This is a genomic window from Gimesia alba (assembly GCF_007744675.1).
In the GTDB taxonomy this organism is placed as follows: Bacteria; Planctomycetota; Planctomycetia; order Planctomycetales; family Planctomycetaceae; genus Gimesia; species Gimesia alba.
Map to the genome: position 1 here is coordinate 1372837 of NZ_CP036269.1, position 15692 is coordinate 1388528.

Consider the following 15692-nt stretch of genomic DNA (forward strand, 5'->3'; position numbering starts at 1 on the left):
TTTTCGTTTTTTCCGTTTATCTAAAACTGGGCTTGTGCCGTTGTTTTGCGTCGATTAGCGTCGATTAGCCGTTCAACACGTCAGCGGCGATTGACTTCAGGTCCTCTGTCTGCGACTGGGGATGTTGCAGTGATTCCTGTGCAACGGATTGCAGATTCGGCTTTGGCGGTGCAGACCGAGGCAATGACCGACCAGTGCCGGGTGCGATCTGCTTCCAGTCACTGAGCAGGTCAGTCACCTCTGCTTTTTCCTTGGCTCTCGCCAAAACGCTGATGCGAGACTCTGTCACGGGAATCCCGTGGGAGTTCAGCAGCTTCAAGGCTTTGTCTTTACGTTCCGCAAAGGCGAGTTTCTTTTCGAGATTGACCAAACGGCTTTCCAAAGTGACCGTGCCCTGCTGCTCCTTGCGGCTGGCGGATTCTGCAGCCGCCGCAGTTTCGTCAGCGGGAGTGTCGTCAGCCTCGGTCGTTGCAGCAGCGTCAAGGGGGTCGGTGTCATCGGCTTCAGTTGCAGCAGCCATTTCATCTGCGCTGGTTTCATCGGCTTCCGTGGTCACACCAAGCACGGCGGTCACTGCTTTCACCAATGCGGCGTCATCCATTTCGGGATTGTTCAGCACGGCGAGCAATTTCTCGCGAAGCGTTTGAGGTGCGGCGACTCCACCGTCTTCCATTTCCGTTGTTGCAGCGGTTTCATCAGGTTCCAGTACGTCGGCCATTGTGGTTTGGCTCCCTTTTCCTAAAGATTCAAAAAGTCCATGCGTCGTGCCAGGCCGTTCCCCGATCAGATCAACGCTTTCAACGTGGTCAATTTTTACGATTTTCACACTGCCATCAGGAAAAACTTGCGGCGTTGAAAATGCGTAGTGGCTTAATGCGTACGCATCAGGCATCCGTTCGGCAGCCTCGGTCACCATCGCCGTGAGCGGGTGAGCGTCGAGATAATGCAGGTCACCGAACATGCCGGACTCTGTAACGCGAATATTCTTCAGCTGACCAAACTTGTCGGTGAGCTTGCGATCCTTTTGTGACGGCAGCCGCTTGCCGGTCTTGTTGTCATATTCAGATTCGAGGTGATCAACAAAGACGCTGACACCCTCGTACAGCGGAGCGGCGTTCCGCAGACACTCCAGCGTGTAGCTGTAATGATCCTGATCGGAATCTATGCCGAGCACTTCTGGCGAATTGCCACTAACCAGGCCGGCTACCTTGACGCCTTTAATGACGCGGTTCTCACGATCAACCCGCGACACGCCGTCGGCGACGCCGATCAGGGCTGACTGGCTCTCCTGTACGCGACATTGGGTTCCGGGTTGCAATACCGTTGCTGTTGCCATTATGGGTACGCCTCCGAGAAGATGTCGCCGATGATCGTCTTTGCGATGGATTCAAGAGCAGGGGATGCAACGGGAGTTTCTGCAGGGGAACCTGCAGTCGGTGCTGACGCGTTCCCCAACTCCATATCAGGGGCACCGAGCGCTGCAGGCACCGCTACGCTCGAACCACTGATGATGTTTGGCACCGGTTCGAAGTTGTCCTTCTTGTCGGCACGGATGTTTTCAAGCTCCTGCTCGTAATCCTCGCCCTCCTGGGCTGCCCACGTCTTCGCGGAGAGTATCCCCTTGCCGAACAGGATCGCACGCCGCTGCGTTGCAATGTGCGGGTCGCGGACTTCGATGTCTGGTGCGGCAACATCAATCTCGATCTGCCGCTTGATCTCCTGAAACGAATTCGCGTAACCCTTGAATCGGCCAGCGGCGAAGCCAAACCGGATCACACGCCACATCATGTCTTTGAAATGCGATGAGTAGAAGAACTGCTTCGCTTCACAGGCTTTAACAAACGGCGTACCAGCCTCGACGCTGCTGGCATAATTGCCGTTGCTCGCATCACCTGAGACCATGTATTCGGGCATCGAGAAACGCGTGCCAATCGCACGCAGCAAAGCTTGTAGAACTTCGAGGTACAGAGGTGCCGAACTTTGCCCCATCGGTCCGGCGATAAAGCTGCGACCGTTGGGCATGTCGAGCTTCGTAGCCTCGTCCAGGTGGCTGACGTTATTGAACTTGATCCCGCCGCCCGGTTTACGCTCACTGCGGGTATAGGACTTTACAGCCTCGTTCATACTGACGATCTGAGATCCAGTGACTCCAGTTTCGTATTGCTCGATAAAAGCAATCGCCGCCTGCACGGTGGCACCGCTGGCGATATTGCGAGCAAGCTTCATCGCTCTGTCACTAAATCCCTCGACCGGATAGAAATCACTGAGGCCACGCTTCACGTTGCGGTCGGTGTTCGACTTGATAAACACCATGTCGCTCGCGCAGATGTACTCCCAGTCGCTGCCACTGGCGTTCCACTCGGCAAAGTAACCGAGGTGGTCTTCGATATCCCGTTCCGGTGTATGCACGCCAAACGACCAGCTGCTCGGCTCACTGTCCCAGTTCAACAGATGTGGATGATGAAAAGCAACGTACTCTTCAAGTTCGCGAACCATGCCGCGAGGCTCGGTAATATATTCGGGCTCAACGATGCGTGACTTCACCTGACCGTAGCCAACGTGATGTAACCGCAAGGGTGCCTCACCGTCGCGTGTGCCGCGTTGAAAAATTTCGCGCTCGAGGTTCCCCGACCATTTGTTGAGGTCTTCGAATTCATCGAGAAGATCCTGAACGATACTGACCAGCTGCGGGTTTGCGTTGCGTTTACTGCGGCCCATCGCCGTGTAGGTAAAGCCGGTGCCGATTACGTAATTCGTCAAGTCATCGAGCACGCCAGTGAGGTACGGGTTGAGTTTCACCATCACGCGGGCAATACTCCGCATGTCAGTGAGATCCTGCTCAGTCTCGATGACTGGACGGTCACGCCCATCTTCGCGGGCGTCAGTCGCCGCCATGCCGAGCATCGCACCCAGCGGTTGACCAAACGAGTCTGTCAGCCACTCACGCGGATCAACGTAGTTCGTGTAATCCATGTAGCCATGCAGTGACTCAGCGGTCAGCGACTGTGAACGAGCGATCTCCTGATACTCAAGCTCTCGGACCTCGCGCAGCAGCTTAAGCTCATCACGGCGGGTCCGAAGATCCTCAACCGTGACAGCCGTGCTGTGATTGTGCTGTGCAGTTCCGTTGCTCACAAAAACTTCCCTATCTACGCAAAAAGCCCACGAGCACGGTTAAGTGTTATGCTCGTGGGCTTATGGTTTGCCCATCCATGAACAGGTTGGATACTGCGTCGTGCAGCAGGTTCGTTGTGGCAGCAGCTCAGGATTTGCGGTCAATAAGCTGCTGCAGCTCTCTTCATCACTTTCAGGTTTGTGCGGTTATTGAAGTTTCACTACCGGCTTCAGGACGACTCAATAATCAACTTGGGATTCCCAAGCTTGGAGCCGTGCTTTGGCATCACTACCGAAATGCGAGAAACTTCGCGGCCCGACCGGCTCTGAAGTGCTTCAAGTATCGCTTGATCAAGCAGGTCATGTGCTCGCCTCGACTGATTCCGGTTGTTTTCGGATAATGAAATATTATTACAATTCACTTGGTCTGCTGGCATCTTGCCTGCTCCGGTCCGGGGTGTCAACGTGTTTTCTGGAATTCTTGCAAATAAAGCTGGAAATAATAACGAACGGCATAAACTAACTGGCATAAGCGATGCGACACCGGCATTTGTAGTGGGCTTTGGGGCCAAGCGGGAACTTCTCAGCCCAGACCGAACGCGGCTGACCATGGAGCGGCTCGCAGATCGGACACACGCGGTCATCATCCTCAGTCCACCAGGTATCCTCTTCCGAGCTGAGACCGGCCTGCTGCTTTGTTGCTTCCCCGGCGTGAGTGATGGCATCAGTCACTTCGCTGACGGCCATGCGTTCGATTCGGGCGGGGCTGAAGACTTCCTTCAGGGCATGCCGCACATCGGAGAAACTCGGCGGCTTTGTGCTCGCGGGCGGCCCCGCTGTTTTTGTTGCGGGCGGGCTCGCCTTCAGGTTGTCCGCCATCATCGATAAACCACCGACCGTCGCGGCTGCGGCGGCCCAGTTTGCCTGCATCTTCTCCATGGCGTTTCGCGAATTCTCGATGAAGCCAGCGGCGACCGACTTCGCTTGCGAGGCCGCGTACTTCGCCGACTGGATCTCGGCGACCCGCTGGTCCATCCCGTGCCACTTCGCCGACAGGCCATAGGCGGCGATCAGGAAGACAGCCAGTGAGTTCTCAAGCTCCTGCTGTTTTTCATTCCACCAGCTCGCGGGCGGCCCCCCTATATAAGGCGCGGTTTTTAGATGCGCTTGAATCTCGCGGGGATATTTGTCGAATAACCTCTTTAAGTGGTTTTCGAACCTTTTGTCAACTACTCTGCGAACCTGATCCTGGATAGTCATGGTGATCAAAGTTACAAAGCCGCTGGTGATGTTCTCCGGGTTCGGCGGGTCTCCGAGTTCATCCAGAAGTCGCGGAATCAGCTCCTCTGGCATCTGGTCGAGCTTGACGTTGATGCGGTCTTCGATTGACTTGACCAGGGGTTGGTCGAGTTGGTTAATACTGGTTAGTTTTGGCACTGTTTTACCCCTCTGAAGTATTCAATAGCTTCGATCCCTCTGATGTCGCTTCCATCTGGGAATTGCACGTAAGCACAGTTGTCCTCGCCGTGACCGCAGCAGGCATTCAACACGCAGGGCAGGGTGCCGAGGCAGGGGTCATGCCCCTCTGGTGTGTCCTCTTGGTTGCAGACGCCACAGCGGCGGTTTGGGTTACAAACCGTCCCCTGGCCACTGTCGATATACCGCCAACAGTCTGACTCCACATCATACCGGATCGGGTGCCCTCTATGCCTGCTTGTTGCTGTCATCACATTCTCCAGTTAACCAGCATTGCGGTTGCGCTGATTTCTGTCGACGTCGACAGAAATCAGCGCCGCTTATAGTTTCCACTAATTCCTGTATGATCGCATAGAAACGAAGCCACGTTATAACGTTCGTTATTTTCTGTTCGCCGTCACACAAATTAGTGACGCTTCGAGTTGCCACTAATTTCTGTCGCATCGCTCACGAATTACCACCGACTGTAGTTGTCACTAATTTCTGACACGTCACTCACAAATTAGTCGTCGTTCGAATGCGCAGTAATCCCAGTGTGATCGACGACAAAATACTGCTCACTATAGTGGTTGTTACTCCCAGTCGGTCGAGATAGAAATCAACACTTGCTACCCTAGTCCGTAATCCCCCGGAACTGACACGTCCCCCGGCGACAGACCAATTTTTATCACCTCAGCGTCAACCTCGCACTGACTGGCATCGAACGGAATGTCGCGAGTAGTTTTGCCCCTGTATGTCAAGGTGAAGGCAGTGCCGGGGACGACGGCCATGTTTGGCAGTTCAATCCTGTGTTCGCCATCCAGGATCTTGTAACCTGCCGGGATATTCACCCCATCACCGATCCATCCCCGCTCCGACTTCTTCACTACAAACGGTGCCGCAGCCACCGCGACCACTGCTGCTAAAAATCCACGTCTGTCCATCACTATTCTCCTAATAAAAGTTCCCGCACCGTCCGCATCGCCATCTCCAACGCATCAGGGCCGTCATCGTGAGTACCGCCCGGAAACGCTTTCAACTGGTTCACGAGCAGTGCCGTGCCAATGTGACCGGCTTTAAACCGAATCTCGCCATTTGCGAGGTACGTCGTCAACTGCCGAATTCTCTGAATCTTGTTCAGTCGGTTCGTGATGCCGATCACCGGAATCATGAAGCCCGCCGCCTGCGACTGCGCCTTTACCGCCCCTGACAGCATCCCCTCAAAAAAGTTCTCCTCAATGGCGAAATGGTCCGGACCGAAGCTTACATACGTTTCGAAGCAGCGCATCACCATTCGGGCGATGTCCTCCCGCTCCATGTCACACTCGACGTAACAGGTTCCATTTTTCGCAACAGCGAGCTTGATGTAAGCCTGGTAATCGCTCTTTTCGGTCGCCCCCTTCGACGGGTCCAGTGTAACGACCTTTAGAATAATATCCTTCGGATCGGGCCACTCGCTGAACCAGATTCCCTCTTTGAAATAGCCAGCAGGCCACTCCGCTCCGTCAAACTTCTCTGGAGGTCGCTGCTGCAGCTGCCCGGCGATGCTCGCCTCACTGACAGCACGCAGTGTGTTTTCCAGATCATCGACAGCCTGCTCGTTGAACAAAGCAGGCCAGAGCAACTCCCCGACCTCAGTTCGTGGATCGTTGAATCCGAGCGGCGTCGTTTTCATTCGGTCGAACTCAAACCGCATCGGCAAGCAGATATGGAGCCAGCCTTTCTCCTTCGTTAGCACATGACCCGAGAGATCCTGGTCATGCAGCCGCTGCATAATCATCACGCGAGAACTCTGCCGCGATACGCCGCGAGTTGCCATCGTCCCGGACCACCACTCAACCGCCGTCTTCCGCTCGTTCTCCGATTCGGCCTGCAGTGCGTTGTGCGGGTCGTCGACCACAATCACGTCGGGGTGTTCGCCGGTGCCTGTTCCGCCGACACTGGTCGCCATCCGCCAGCCTTTTTTGTTGTTCTCGAATTTCTTCTTCTGGTCCTGCCCGTACTTCAGGCTGAAGATTTTACCCCATCGCTTTTGATACCAATCAGAGCGAATCAGATCGCGACACTTCACGGAGTCTCGCATCGACAACGCCTGATCGTAGCTCGCGTAAAAGAAACGCTTCGACGGCTTGTTGTTCGGTCCCCATGTCCAGGCTGGGAACATCACATTAACCAGAATAGATTTCATCGCCCCTGGCGGAACGTTGATCAAAAGTTTCTTGATCAGAAAGTCACGGAGCCCGAGCGTGTCGTCATTCACCGGGTTCACAATCGCTTCCAGGTGCTCGGCAATCGCTTTAATATGCCAGTTGTCAACGAAGGGGGCATCCGGCTCCAGGATGTGCCATGCCTGCTTCGTGAAGTGGTACAGGCTACGCTGGGCCAGCTCCTGCTCCGCTGCCGCCACTAACTTCGATGATATCGCCAGTCGGTTGTTCGGAAGACGGCGCACCAGCGACCCCGCTGCTGTCGGCAGCTGGTCCAGCAATTCGATATGCTTCGACGATAGTTGCGAGCTGATCAATATTCAGTGCTTCCATGCTGAGCAACGGCGGCAGATCTTCACCGTCGATCGAGTGTTCCAGTTTTAGCGTCTTGCTACCAAGGCCGAGTAACTCCCGACGATCCTTGAGGCCCCGCATGACGAGACCAATATCCCCCTGCTCCCATGCCGCACGGATCGCCTCGTTGAGGTCGGCGAGCTGTTCGCCGAAAATCTCATCGGCGTTCTCGCTGGCTCGCTCCCGCCACTGCTGGCGAATGTAATTGATATCATTCTGAACGGTCCCCCTGGTCCACGGCTCGCCGGTCTCAGGGTTCCAGAACGGCTCCTCTTCGCCTGTCACCGGATCGATGTGCTTCACACTGGCCAGTTGGTCTGTAATCTCACGTACTGTCATCCCCCTTGATTTGTAGCGTGAAACAAGTTCGCGGCGACGATCAATCAGGGCTGTGTCGAGATGTGTCTTCATGACTCAGTCCGTCAAGTCTATATGTCAAACGGTATAAACTACTGCAGCGTCAAACCAAAGTGCTTCGCCAGCTTATCCACAGTCGGACCGCTGATCGTTTCCTTTCCTGTGTTGCTGAGCCAACGCGACAGCACCGGCTGAGTCACGCCGCTATCGCGTGCGATCTGACTCACCGACATGCCACTGTTGCGTGCCTCAATCACTTTGTCGTACAGGATCTGCTGCACCGTCCAGTCCGTCTTTTCATCATCCGCCTTCGCGGTTTCCATTGCCATGTCTCTTGCCTGCTTCTAAATATAACTAACGACATAAACTAAATCATACTCGATTATGCCGGTTCGTCAAGGGTTGGTTTCGCAGGATCGTCGTTCCTCAGAAATAGACGCACAAAGTATCTCGCAGCCGCCCGGAGGCTGCACGGTCGTTCCGATCACCTTCCCGCCAGAGTCGATGTAGTGAAACCACACCGTGCCCCAAGGTAGCGTGATAATCGGCTTGATTGACACCGCCCGCCTGCGAAGCGAATTTATCTCGGCGATCTCCACACTGGCATCAGGGAGCATCCTCGGGTCCAGTTCTGATTGTCCGAGACCAATGTAAGTCTGCGAGTACCCGTGCGGTCCCGCGTTCTTCATGTCAACCACGGTGTCTCCTCCGGATGCTTGTAGACTACTGCACACACCGAGGATCTCGGCCAGCTTGTGCTGCCTTAGACCAAGCTCTTCTCGCCTTCGTCGAATACGTCGCCCGATTTCCGGCCCGTGAACCGCTCGCCGGCCCGTGAACCGCTCGCCGTTCCTTGCTTTCTGTCATGGAGTCACCTCAACCTCTGATTTCTCAATCGGTTCGAAAACAGCGATCACATCATCCACGTGAACGATGTACTGCTTGTTCGTTTGATCGTAGCTGACGGGCGTCGCCGATTGTGGTTGAATCAAAACCTTGTCCATCACACGGATCGGAATCAGCGGGTCGTTTTTCACCTGCTGGGATATCTCAATGACGCGACCGGTGATCGTCGGAACCTTGCTCGCGTCCGGTAGGATAATACCGCCGCGAGACTGCCTTTGGTCGTCATCCTTTGTGATCAAAACTCGCTCACCGAGTGGGATTGCCTTGTATTTCATTTGCACCTCTCCAACTTTCCCAGAACATCCGGAGCCATCACCTCAATCACGTAAATCGGATCACCTTCGCAGCTCTCCTCTGTCTGAACCAAGCCGATGTAGACATTGCCAATCGTCGCCCCTTCGCCCGGCGACAGGCGGATGTATTGCCGCTCATCTTCCTTGACAACCAGGTCGAAACCACGATTGCTTTCAAGCCGTCTCAGGTAGCCGTCCCGAATCAGCGTATTCACGGTCGGTATTGCCGACGAGTTTTTTATTACACCCATCGCCTGTGCGATCTCGTCGAGTTTTGGAACTCTGAAATTCGCCACGGTGAAGCGGCAAATGAATTCATAATACTGCTTCTGACGCTCGGTGAGTGGTCGTCGTTCAATTGCTTCCTGCATTACGCGGTTTCCTTTCGCCGACCCTGATTTCGAGCCTTTTTTATCAGTGTTCGGATGAATTCCGTGTAGGCTGTCATCTCGCTCGCCAGTTCCTCTGCCAGAACATCCAGGTTGTCCAGTTGCCTCTCATTGCGGTTTGACAAAATCCGCAGTATCCAGTTTTCGTCGATATCCATCAGCGGTTGTAGGTCGCCCAATGTGCGATCCACAAAGCGAACTATAACCATCCAGTCGTCGTGAGAATCGCGGTCTTCGGGCCTTGCGATTCCCAGTTGAACCTTTGTGCTTCGAACCCGCTGGCTCAGCTGATAGGGCCGCATCGACTGACTGACGCAATCTCTCGCAACCTTGATCTGCTCACTCTTTGGTAGTGACGCGATTGCGAAGGCGTGGCTCACTCGCAGTCGTTTATCTTTCTCAGGGTGGTTCAGAAGCTTCAACACGGAGTCGGATAGCTTTTGCAACGACTGGTAATTACACACCCACGGAACCGACCTCCCGAACAAGTCGGCGATCTTTTCGATCGTCATCCCGTCTGCCCGCAGCACCTTGATCGCATCGGCGATCTCAAGCGGTGTGTGATCTGCCCGCCCGAAGTTTGAAGCAACCGAACGGCGGTACTGATCTGCCTCGCCGGAAGTTTCGACAATCTCACATTTCAGTGTTTCAACACCGGCAAGTTTGCAAGCACGCCAGCGGCGCTCCCCGTCGACCAGTTCGAAACGATGTTGGCCGCCTTCGGGGAGAGCGATTACTATGGCCGACACCTGCTGGCCCACCACTGAGATCGCACCAGCGAGTTCCTGCAACTGCTTCGGGTCGAAGTCCTTTCGCGGTTGATTCGCGAAGGGGCGAATCTGTTCGAGAGGAATATGAATTACGCTTCCTGCGTTAATTTGAACTGTCACTCTACTAAACCCCTGACCCTGAAATCGTGCCGACATAACGGTGAGGCGAATCCCAGTGGTTGCCAACAACGTACTCAAAACTGTTTTCGCGTCGATCATAAACAAGAAACACGCTCGTCCCCGGCGGCACTCCCTGTTGCTTAAGCTTCTTGACTATCATTTCATCAACCGCCGTTCTCTCGTCCATTGTCAATGGGTCTGCAGCACTCCACCGGCGAGGCTTGTCGTTCCCTCTGATTTCTATTGGCGGTAGATGGTAACTCATTTTACTCTTCGAAAACCTCACTAACCTGCTCGGATGTCTCGATTTCAAGATTTACAAACTGACCCTCTGGACCGACACACCTAACGATCGTGTCGCCAATCTTGAAACATGAGCCGTTACAGGTCTCGACTTCATGCTTTGTGATCACGGGTATTAACGTAATCCCGCGCGAAAGGTAGTGGTCACGTTTGATCCACCCCTTGCGTTCAAGGGCTCGCAGATGGCACAGGACCCCGTTGGAAGAACGGATTCCGAATTGGTCTCCGATTTCCCGTACCGTCGGCGACACCCTGAGCACAGTGATCTGCCGCTCAATAAAGTCGTAGATCGACTGCTGCTTTTCGGTCAGTTTCTGACGAGTTGTTGGTTGAGTTGTTTTCATGACACTGCCTTTCAGTTGCAGATCGAACACCGATAACCGGCTTCGATCAGTTTTCGTAAACTGTCATCAAGCGAATGGAACGGAAAGCCGACCTTTGTTACCGGGTCGTCTGAGGATTTCGTCATCGTCGTCAATGTAAGACCCAGCACACGAGCAGCGATCTCCGCGTCTTCGCGAAACGCTTCGTAGAAGTCGCCCGTGCGAAACAACAGGACTACACCAGGGTTGCTCCGCTTGATCTCATCGTGCCGTTCAAGCGGTGTTTTTTGCTTTGTTTTCGCCATGGCGATCATCCCCCCCCTGGAATAAATGAACGCCGACCGTAGGTCTGCTTAATCGCTTTACATCGCTTCGAACAAAACCGTCCCCAGCCACGCTTGCGGTCAGCGACTCTTGCGCGAAACTCCTGCTTAATCGCTTTACATCGCTTCGAACAAAACCGTCCCCAGCCACGCTTGCGGTCAGCGACTCTTGCGCGAAACTCCTGCTTGCATCGCTCGCACTTCACAATTACTGTCCTGCCTCTCATGGCCTCAATCATCCCAAAATACAAAAAGAGCGCGAGCTCCAATCCCGATAGTGTCCCGGCTGTTCACTGACGTCGCGATCGGGGAAGCTCGTTTTTTGCATGCCGGTGCTCTTTATTCCTCTATAGGTAGCTTCTTCACTAACCGCCGCATCTTTGGCTTCGAGCAATTTTCGAAGCGCGACTGTTCTTTCCGGTCCTGGCTCGACAAGTGCGGTCAACGTACAAGCGATCGCATAAAACTCTCCGGACACCGCTTTCAGGTCATCTGGTAAGTGACCAAAACCAAACCACCTCATCATTCGGTCCTCTTGATCACCCCCCATTGGAAGATAATTGATAGTCCGCAGATGATGCTTTGGGGACCTCACGCACAGTCACTTCGCGGTCGTCGTGAATGCACAACTGATGGGAATGCCCATCTTGCACAATGTGCGTTTCGCCAGACCCGCCATTCGACACGGCAATTTGGACCTCCGTCGTGCTTGCGTCGCAGTGTGCTTCAACTGTCACTGTTGTCGTCATCTCACATCCTTTCTTGAATAGGTATAATTTTAAAACCCCGGTCTTTCCCGAGTGTCAGCCGTTGAAACTGCCGTCCCGACCATAGGCTCCGGGCCTTTCGGCGTGGCTTCTATGTCTGGCATTCCAGTTCGCGCTGGAGCACCTGCAGTGCCGCCTTTAACGTCGACTGCAGCGACGATTACTTCGCAGTTTTTCAGGCTCCGAGGGTCAATCTGGTTCGCCTAGAGCCGCCATCGACTCTCGAATTTTTTCACGTATCACAGAGCGGCAATCCTCCCTCAGCTCGGTGTGACACATAATCTGCTTTGTGTCGTTTGCGATCTCTGTTGCCATCTTGTTGAATATCGCGTCAGCGATCTTTTGTTCGACCTTCTCGCCAACAATTTCGTACACGCGATTCATGTCGATAGATTCATAAACAGCCCGAATGTGGCTTGCTGGTATCTGAATCCTCTCAGTGTAACCCGGACTAATCCAATCGCCTTTCTTCAAGTAGTTCAAAACCGCCAAGCTAACGGCGTTTTGAACCTCGTCCGAAAACGACAGGATTTTCATTTCCGAATTATCGTTAAGCTGCGTTCTCGTGCTCATACTCCGATTCCTTAACTAGCTCACCCCTGACGATCTTTACTTCATCCGGGGCGGCGATACCGATTTTCACGGCACCACGGGATGTTTTAATGATGACCAGCTCGACGTCGTTGCCGATCCTGATCCGTTGGTCTACTTTGCGTTCTAATACCAGCACTGTGAATCCTTTCACCTTTGGTCTGAAAATTTACTAACAGGGGGTTACCCCTTGAGCTTATTGCCGATCTTCTCCAGAAAGTCGGCCCACTTACGAAAATCCCTGACACAGTCGGCAAGAAGCTCTGTTGAACTGGTAGCCCCCTCAGATTTGAACGCGACTGTTTCCGCGCCGATCGTGTATTCCATGTTGCCGCAATCGACCACGATACCGCCGGGAACCTCGTAAACAGAGATCACGTTGTCATTAAGCTCACTGGCCGTGAGCATCTCGATAGCTTCGATCTCAAGACTTGTTACCATCGCCGATTCCTCTTTCGCTTTGATTTAAAAAACCTGAGGTAGCCCGCTTCAGCGATTAGTGATCGTAATAAGATGGCGTAGCGCTCAGTTCGATAGCGGCTTCTGGATCAGCAGACTCTGTAGCCTCGATAGCCGCTTTAGCAAGGGAGACTATCTCACGAAGCTTCGTGAGTCGTTTGCCCCGAATGAGTGCTCCGGCCTTGGTAACCATCTCGCCCCACGGAAGAAGCTCCTCGCCCCAACGTGCGAGCAGGTATAGCTCTCTGCTACTGCTCCAGGACTCGCCGTTGCAACCGATCAGATAAGGATCTTTCTCGTCTGCGTTTTCAGGATGCCATACCACCAAGTAATCAAATAGGTCTTTTGCATGTGCTGCAACCTGAAGTATTCGGAGCGGGATAGCCTGATCGCTGTACTCATTCAGCTTTGTTTCCTTCGGGCAAACTGCCTGGATAACAACCCCTTGCTCTTTAGTAACTTTGGGATAAGGAACACGCTTCACCTCGCCGTCTTCAGTCTGTCTTGTCAGCTCGCGCTGACCCTCTAGATCGAGCGATTCAATTAGCTCAAGAGCTTCGGCCTCGCATTCGACTGTTCCCTGTTCGTCTACTTCTGGTGTTTCATAAGTCTCAACTAACATGGTCTTCTCCCTTGCTATGAAATCTGAATGTTTTTTTAAAAACTCCCCGCCGCCTGCTTGGCGGGGAGCGGTGTGGGCCTCCGTTGCCCGGACGATCCCGTCAAGGGACTAGCTGTAAGCTGCCGCCGTGTCGATCTCCTTGACACAGCACTCTTCGACTCGCTCGATATAGCGAGTCATGATTTCGCTTGTGATTTCCCGCTCCTGCTCAGGAGTGATGTTAATTACGTTTTCACGTTCTGAATCAAGACACTCAAGGAAAGTCAGTTCGATGTCCTCAACGTAAACCCGACTGTCGTCGGTGTAATGAAAGAAACCGACTTCGAAGATGTACTCACGTTCGGATTCTTCGCATTCGAAAGTAAACTCGGTTGTTTTGAATTCGCGTCTCATGGTCTCACCTCTTTCGTTTGGAATTACTCGAGTCGTTTGGTTAACTCTTATGTCCTTATTATAACTATCGGCATAAACGATGCAAGGGCATTATATAACTTTCGGCATAAAAAATAAAAATAATCTGAATTGAGGTGCCGCCGGGCGGGGCAGGGCGAAAAGCACTGGTTTCCGTGCGATTTTACAGGGATTAACGCCGCTTCGAGTTGTTGTTAATCTGTGTGTGATCGACGAGAAATTAACCGCCGTTATAGTTGATGGTATTTTCTGGCCGACCAGCGAGAAAATAAGGACGGGTTCGAGTGGCTGCTAATTACTGTGCGATCGATCAGAAAATAACCAGGGTTCGATCGTCCGTTAATTTGTGTCGCATCGATCCGGGATTAAGACCAACAATGTTGGCTCTTACTCTCTGTGCGATGAGCGAGAAGTTAAAAACCCCTCTATATAGGGAGTTTTTTCACGCATGCACCTCATCGCGCGGGGATATTTGTCGGAAACGCCCCGCGTAAGGGAAATCACCTAGGAGTTGCGGTTCTCCAACCACCATATCACGAACCACTCGGTCAGTTTGGGTAGCAGCCACCACAGCAGAGCGATCCAGGTAAGCCCCATGCGATCACGTACGTCGTCGAGGACGATCTGCCTCAACTCAACTGGGTCATCAACGTCGCTGTGCTCCTGAGCGATCGAGAGGGCATGCACAAAGACCTCACGCCGATCAGCGAGGAACCATCGCGACTTAAACCGCTGTTTCGCGGCCTTGTGCAGTCCAACCCATTGACTGTGCTTCTGCTGTGCGGAGTAGGGCATCAGGCGTAATTCTCCAATTCCTCGTAAGTGAAAGACATATCAGGAAACAGGGCGAGGTCGATATTGATACCAGTATCGTCCAGCTCGATAGCGTTGACCTCTGGCACAACCTTGAAGATCTTTCGGATCTCAACAGTTGGCTTTGGTGCTGCAAATTCGATACGCAACTTCCCTGCGTTGGATGTCATGACAAATTGGAGTCGCTTGCCGGAATGGCACTTGACCGTCGCGACGTCACTGACACTCACTCCGCCGCTTTCGATCAGCTTTTGCAGGCCGTCGATGATGCGTTTTCTCATCGGCACCGCCCGCCGCGACACCCGCGCGAAATGATCCGACCTCGCCGCGTCACCATCGCTGGCCGCTGTGGCGGTGACTGCCACGCCGTTTCTGAAACGTCCTCAATCGGATCTGCTTCAGGAGCCGGTGGATAACTACTGCGCGGCAACGGCTGGTTGTTATAAAAAAACTCGGCGGTTTCTATAGCGTTTAGGTTATTACCTGTATGTCGTGCTACTTCCTGACCTGCCGAGTTTATCATGATAAACACCGGGATCGGACCAACGCCGTACTGGCGAACCAGACTCTGACTCACGTCATAATTGATTGTCTGAATGTGATCGTCACGAGACGGGCCGACAGTCCAGCCCTGAGCGTTTAAAGCGGCGACGTTGTTCTGCTTCCACAGTTGGCAAGGCCCGCACCAGGTTGCCGTAAACATCAACATTCGATTCCCGACAGGTGGACCAACCTTGGCCTCTTCGGTCCGCTGGCACTTACAGTTTTCCCCGCACGAACACGGCACCATTGCCAGGCCGTCTCCAGAACGCACCTGCTTCGTGCCTCTGCATTCGTCGCAGGTTGTTTGCACCTTTGGGTTGCTCGCCGGTTGAGGCTCGTAGAACGCGATCTGGGATGCGACCTCTGCTTTGATGGTGGTTTTGTCCGGCTCGTAGCCTGAGGCGTTCTGATCGCAACCACAGAGCGTAATAACAAGCATAACCAAGGTGATCGCGATTAAAGCGTAACGTTGCAGTCTCAAGTTGATGTTGTCACTGATTAGCCCGGTAAACCTTGACTCCAAAAAACCGAGATAGCGAGTCATATCAGCCAATTCTGTTTCACACTTCATT

At 53.5% G+C, this 15692-nt stretch carries 23 protein-coding genes; all 23 read right to left on the reverse strand.

What is annotated here, in order from left to right:
- Positions 1-64: 64 nt before the first annotated feature.
- Positions 65-1336, reverse strand: coding sequence for a hypothetical protein (locus tag Pan241w_RS05380; RefSeq protein ID WP_145212075.1), 1272 nt, complete (start codon positions 1334-1336; stop codon positions 65-67).
- Positions 1336-3135 carry a phage portal family protein gene (locus Pan241w_RS05385; RefSeq protein ID WP_145212078.1) on the reverse strand — a complete coding sequence of 600 codons (1800 nt, stop codon included), beginning with the start codon at positions 3133-3135 and terminating at the stop codon, positions 1336-1338. The genes Pan241w_RS05380 and Pan241w_RS05385 overlap by 1 nt, the downstream gene beginning before the upstream one ends.
- A 498-nt stretch (positions 3136-3633) precedes the next feature.
- Positions 3634-4551: a phage minor head protein gene (locus Pan241w_RS05390; RefSeq protein WP_145212081.1), complete on the reverse strand. Its 918-nt coding sequence runs from the start codon at positions 4549-4551 to the stop codon at positions 3634-3636.
- A 647-nt stretch (positions 4552-5198) separates the two neighbouring features.
- Positions 5199-5513 (reverse strand): hypothetical protein, encoded by a 315-nt coding sequence (locus tag Pan241w_RS05400; RefSeq protein WP_145212085.1) that lies wholly within the window; start codon positions 5511-5513, stop codon positions 5199-5201.
- Positions 5514-5515: 2 nt separating this feature from the next.
- Positions 5516-7057, reverse strand: coding sequence for a phage terminase large subunit (gene terL / locus Pan241w_RS05405; RefSeq protein ID WP_198000336.1), 1542 nt, complete (start codon positions 7055-7057; stop codon positions 5516-5518).
- The gene (locus Pan241w_RS05410; protein WP_145212089.1) at positions 6942-7541 is read right to left on the reverse strand and encodes a hypothetical protein; all 600 of its coding nucleotides are present in this window, start codon (positions 7539-7541) and stop codon (positions 6942-6944) included. Before Pan241w_RS05410 ends, terL begins: the two co-directional genes overlap by 116 nt.
- Positions 7542-7579: 38 nt before the next feature.
- Positions 7580-7816 (reverse strand): helix-turn-helix domain-containing protein, encoded by a 237-nt coding sequence (locus Pan241w_RS05415; protein WP_145212092.1) that lies wholly within the window; start codon positions 7814-7816, stop codon positions 7580-7582.
- Positions 7817-8350: 534 nt separating this feature from the next.
- Entirely contained in the window at positions 8351-8668 is a 318-nt protein-coding gene (locus Pan241w_RS05420) for a co-chaperone GroES (RefSeq protein WP_145212095.1), read from the reverse strand.
- Complete coding sequence (locus Pan241w_RS05425; RefSeq protein WP_145212098.1) at positions 8665-9057, reverse strand: LexA family protein; 393 nt, start codon at positions 9055-9057, stop codon at positions 8665-8667. Before Pan241w_RS05425 ends, Pan241w_RS05420 begins: the two co-directional genes overlap by 4 nt.
- A complete protein-coding gene (locus Pan241w_RS05430; protein ID WP_198000337.1) occupies positions 9057-9965 on the reverse strand; it encodes a ParB/RepB/Spo0J family partition protein in 909 nt (302 codons plus the stop codon). Before Pan241w_RS05430 ends, Pan241w_RS05425 begins: the two co-directional genes overlap by 1 nt.
- A gap of 266 nt (positions 9966-10231) precedes the next feature.
- Entirely contained in the window at positions 10232-10612 is a 381-nt protein-coding gene (locus Pan241w_RS05435) for a LexA family protein (protein WP_145212105.1), read from the reverse strand.
- Between the two features lie 11 nt (positions 10613-10623).
- Positions 10624-10896 carry a MutS N-terminal domain-containing protein gene (locus Pan241w_RS05440; protein WP_145212109.1) on the reverse strand — a complete coding sequence of 91 codons (273 nt, stop codon included), beginning with the start codon at positions 10894-10896 and terminating at the stop codon, positions 10624-10626.
- A 5-nt stretch (positions 10897-10901) separates the two neighbouring features.
- Positions 10902-11120 carry a hypothetical protein gene (locus Pan241w_RS05445; protein ID WP_198000338.1) on the reverse strand — a complete coding sequence of 73 codons (219 nt, stop codon included), beginning with the start codon at positions 11118-11120 and terminating at the stop codon, positions 10902-10904.
- A 29-nt stretch (positions 11121-11149) separates the two neighbouring features.
- Complete coding sequence (locus Pan241w_RS29280) at positions 11150-11440, reverse strand: hypothetical protein (protein WP_198000339.1); 291 nt, start codon at positions 11438-11440, stop codon at positions 11150-11152.
- Between the two features lie 13 nt (positions 11441-11453).
- The gene (locus Pan241w_RS05455) at positions 11454-11663 is read right to left on the reverse strand and encodes a hypothetical protein (RefSeq protein ID WP_145212115.1); all 210 of its coding nucleotides are present in this window, start codon (positions 11661-11663) and stop codon (positions 11454-11456) included.
- Positions 11664-11870: 207 nt separating this feature from the next.
- Entirely contained in the window at positions 11871-12254 is a 384-nt protein-coding gene (locus Pan241w_RS05460; RefSeq protein ID WP_145212119.1) for a hypothetical protein, read from the reverse strand.
- On the reverse strand, positions 12232-12411 hold the full coding sequence (locus Pan241w_RS05465; protein ID WP_145212122.1) for a carbon storage regulator: 180 nt from the start codon (positions 12409-12411) through the stop codon (positions 12232-12234). Before Pan241w_RS05465 ends, Pan241w_RS05460 begins: the two co-directional genes overlap by 23 nt.
- Positions 12412-12455: 44 nt before the next feature.
- Positions 12456-12713, reverse strand: a complete 258-nt coding sequence (locus Pan241w_RS05470) for a hypothetical protein (protein WP_145212125.1) — start codon at positions 12711-12713, stop codon at positions 12456-12458.
- 55 nt (positions 12714-12768) lie between these two features.
- On the reverse strand, positions 12769-13353 hold the full coding sequence (locus Pan241w_RS05475) for a hypothetical protein (protein ID WP_145212128.1): 585 nt from the start codon (positions 13351-13353) through the stop codon (positions 12769-12771).
- 108 nt (positions 13354-13461) lie between these two features.
- Positions 13462-13746 (reverse strand): hypothetical protein, encoded by a 285-nt coding sequence (locus Pan241w_RS05480; protein ID WP_145212131.1) that lies wholly within the window; start codon positions 13744-13746, stop codon positions 13462-13464.
- Between the two features lie 522 nt (positions 13747-14268).
- Positions 14269-14559: a hypothetical protein gene (locus tag Pan241w_RS05485; RefSeq protein WP_145212134.1), complete on the reverse strand. Its 291-nt coding sequence runs from the start codon at positions 14557-14559 to the stop codon at positions 14269-14271.
- Complete coding sequence (locus tag Pan241w_RS05490) at positions 14559-14858, reverse strand: hypothetical protein (RefSeq protein WP_145212136.1); 300 nt, start codon at positions 14856-14858, stop codon at positions 14559-14561. Before Pan241w_RS05490 ends, Pan241w_RS05485 begins: the two co-directional genes overlap by 1 nt.
- Positions 14855-15691, reverse strand: a complete 837-nt coding sequence (locus Pan241w_RS05495) for a TlpA family protein disulfide reductase (protein WP_198000340.1) — start codon at positions 15689-15691, stop codon at positions 14855-14857. The genes Pan241w_RS05490 and Pan241w_RS05495 overlap by 4 nt, the downstream gene beginning before the upstream one ends.
- Position 15692: the final 1 nt, after the last annotated feature.

Coding starts and splice junctions, on each gene's coding strand:
- Pan241w_RS05380 (WP_145212075.1), bottom strand. CDS start 1,336: ATGGCAACAGCAACGGTATTGCAACCCGGAACCCAATGTCGCGTACAG.
- Pan241w_RS05400 (WP_145212085.1), bottom strand. CDS start 5,513: ATGGACAGACGTGGATTTTTAGCAGCAGTGGTCGCGGTGGCTGCGGCA.
- Pan241w_RS05410 (WP_145212089.1), bottom strand. CDS start 7,541: ATGAAGACACATCTCGACACAGCCCTGATTGATCGTCGCCGCGAACTT.
- Pan241w_RS05415 (WP_145212092.1), bottom strand. CDS start 7,816: ATGGCAATGGAAACCGCGAAGGCGGATGATGAAAAGACGGACTGGACG.
- Pan241w_RS05420 (WP_145212095.1), bottom strand. CDS start 8,668: ATGAAATACAAGGCAATCCCACTCGGTGAGCGAGTTTTGATCACAAAG.
- Pan241w_RS05425 (WP_145212098.1), bottom strand. CDS start 9,057: ATGCAGGAAGCAATTGAACGACGACCACTCACCGAGCGTCAGAAGCAG.
- Pan241w_RS05435 (WP_145212105.1), bottom strand. CDS start 10,612: ATGAAAACAACTCAACCAACAACTCGTCAGAAACTGACCGAAAAGCAG.
- Pan241w_RS05440 (WP_145212109.1), bottom strand. CDS start 10,896: ATGGCGAAAACAAAGCAAAAAACACCGCTTGAACGGCACGATGAGATC.
- Pan241w_RS29280 (WP_198000339.1), bottom strand. CDS start 11,440: ATGATGAGGTGGTTTGGTTTTGGTCACTTACCAGATGACCTGAAAGCG.
- Pan241w_RS05455 (WP_145212115.1), bottom strand. CDS start 11,663: ATGACGACAACAGTGACAGTTGAAGCACACTGCGACGCAAGCACGACG.
- Pan241w_RS05460 (WP_145212119.1), bottom strand. CDS start 12,254: ATGAGCACGAGAACGCAGCTTAACGATAATTCGGAAATGAAAATCCTG.
- Pan241w_RS05470 (WP_145212125.1), bottom strand. CDS start 12,713: ATGGTAACAAGTCTTGAGATCGAAGCTATCGAGATGCTCACGGCCAGT.
- Pan241w_RS05475 (WP_145212128.1), bottom strand. CDS start 13,353: ATGTTAGTTGAGACTTATGAAACACCAGAAGTAGACGAACAGGGAACA.
- Pan241w_RS05480 (WP_145212131.1), bottom strand. CDS start 13,746: ATGAGACGCGAATTCAAAACAACCGAGTTTACTTTCGAATGCGAAGAA.
- Pan241w_RS05485 (WP_145212134.1), bottom strand. CDS start 14,559: ATGCCCTACTCCGCACAGCAGAAGCACAGTCAATGGGTTGGACTGCAC.
- Pan241w_RS05490 (WP_145212136.1), bottom strand. CDS start 14,858: ATGAGAAAACGCATCATCGACGGCCTGCAAAAGCTGATCGAAAGCGGC.
- Pan241w_RS05495 (WP_198000340.1), bottom strand. CDS start 15,691: ATGAAGTGTGAAACAGAATTGGCTGATATGACTCGCTATCTCGGTTTT.